The sequence below is a fragment of the Inquilinus limosus genome, assembly GCF_002195995.1.
Lineage (GTDB): Bacteria > Pseudomonadota > Alphaproteobacteria > DSM-16000 > Inquilinaceae > Inquilinus > Inquilinus limosus_C.
Window position 1 is genome coordinate 1 of sequence record NZ_NHON01000211.1, and the last position, 2098, is coordinate 2098.

General features: G+C 70.0%; 2 protein-coding genes. Both read left to right on the plus strand.

The annotated features are described in order from the left end of the window. Positions 1–100: 100 nt before the first annotated feature. The gene (locus tag BWR60_RS35985) at positions 101–1249 is read left to right on the plus strand and encodes an ABC transporter permease (RefSeq protein WP_230983285.1); all 1149 of its coding nucleotides are present in this window, start codon (positions 101–103) and stop codon (positions 1247–1249) included. Next, entirely contained in the window at positions 1246–2052 is an 807-nt protein-coding gene (locus tag BWR60_RS35990) for an ATP-binding cassette domain-containing protein (protein WP_218823846.1), read from the plus strand. Before BWR60_RS35985 ends, BWR60_RS35990 begins: the two co-directional genes overlap by 4 nt. Positions 2053–2098: the final 46 nt, after the last annotated feature.

The window sequence follows — 2098 nt, forward strand, 5'->3', positions numbered from 1 at the left end:
CCGCAGGGGGACCGCAGGGGGAGGGGGGACTCGATCGAGCGAACGCCACGGCTCCCTCAAGCCGCCTCCCCTCTTCCCGCCCCCAAGCCCGGAAGACGCCATGACCACCGTCCAGACCGACACCAGGATGCCGCAGGGACGGCCTCCCGCTCCCCGCCCCGCGGGCGACGAGCGGCTGCGCACCGTCTCCCTCGCCTCGCGCCTGCTCTCCCGCCCCGAGCTCGGCGCCATGGCCGGCACCGTTCTGGTCTTCGTCTTCTTCGGCCTCACCGCCGGCGGCTCCGGCATGTTCAGCGCCGACGGCATCTCGAACTGGCTGGTGGTGTCGGCCCAGCTCGGCATCCTCGCGGTCGGCGCCAGCCTGCTGATGGTGGCCGGAGAGTTCGACCTGTCGATCGGGTCGATGATCGGCTTCGCCGGCATGATGATCGCGATCCCGACCGTGTTCTTCGGCTGGCCGGTCTGGCTGTCGCTGGTCTTCGCCTTCGCCGGCGCCCTGGCGATCGGCGCGCTGAACGGCTGGCTGGTGGTCCGCACCGGCCTGCCCAGCTTCATCGTCAGCCTGGCCTTCCTGTTCATCCTGCGCGGCATGACCATCGCGCTGTCGATCCTGTTCACCAACCGCACCATCGTCGGCGGCATCAAGGACCCGGCGGCGACCGACTGGCTGGCCCCCCTCTTCACCGGCACGGTGCTGGACGGCCTGTACCGCTGGGCCGGCGGCGTCGGCCTGATCGACACCTTCAAGGACGGCAGCCCGATCGTCCCCGGCCTGCCGGTGCTGGTGGTGTGGTGGCTGGCGCTGACCGCGGTCGGCGCCTGGATCCTGCTGCGCACCCGCTTCGGCAACTGGATCTTCGCCGTCGGCGGCGACAACACGGCGGCCCGCAACATGGGCGTGCCGGTCGGCCGGGTGAAGATCCTGCTGTTCATGGGCACCGCCTTCTGCGCCACCGTCTTCGCCGCCTGCCAGGTGATGGAGTTCGGCTCCGCCGCCGCCGACCGCGGCCTGCTGAAGGAGTTCGAGGCCATCATCGCCGTGGTGATCGGCGGCACGCTGCTGACCGGCGGCTACGGCTCGGTGATCGGCGCCGCCTTCGGCGCGCTGATCTTCGGCGTGGTGCAGATGGGCATCTTCTACTCCGGCGTGAACACCGACTGGTTCAAGGTCTTCCTCGGGGTGATGCTGCTGCTGGCCGTGATCGTGAACAACTACATCCGCCGTAAGGTGACGGGAGGCCGGTCGTGAACGCAGAGTCCACTCCCCTGGTCGAGCTGCAGGGCGTCTGCAAGTATTTCGGGTCGGTGGTGGCGCTGAAGGACATCACCATCTCGGTCCGCCCCGGCGAGGTGCTGGCGCTGCTGGGCGACAACGGCGCCGGCAAGTCGACGCTGATCAAGACCCTGGCCGGCGTGCACCAGCCCAGCGAGGGCCGGATGCGGGTCGAGGGCCGCGAGGTGCGCTTCACCTCGCCGCGCGACGCGCTCGACCACGGCATCGCCACGGTCTACCAGGACCTGGCGATGGTGCCGCTGATGAGCATCACCCGGAACTTCTTCATGGGCCGCGAGCCGACTTTGGGCTGGGGCCCGACCCGGCGCATCGACATGGACAAGGCCAATGCCGTGGCCCGCGACGCGATGCGCCAGATCGGCATCGATGTGCGCGACCCCGGCCAGGCGGTCGGGACGCTCTCGGGCGGCGAGCGGCAATGCGTCGCCATCGCCCGCGCCGTGCATTTCGGCGCCAAGGTGCTGATCCTGGACGAGCCGACCTCGGCGCTGGGCGTCAAGCAGGCCTCGGTGGTGCTGCGCTACATCGTGCAGGCGCGGGCGCGGGGCCTGGGGGTGATCTTCATCACCCACAACGTCCACCACGCCTATCCGGTGGCCGACACCTTCACCTTGCTGAACCGCGGCCGCTGCCTGGGCACCTATCCGAAGAGCGAAATCAGCCGCGAGCAGGTGCTGGAGATGATGGCCGGCGGCCAGGAGCTGGCCAGCCTGACCGCCGAGCTGGCCGAGTTCGAACGCAGCGACGCCGCGGCTTAGCCTATCGAGTCCCCCCTCCCCTCGCGGGAGGGGGTTAGGGGGAGGG

Coding starts and splice junctions, on each gene's coding strand:
- BWR60_RS35985 (WP_230983285.1), top strand. CDS start 101: ATGACCACCGTCCAGACCGACACCAGGATGCCGCAGGGACGGCCTCCC.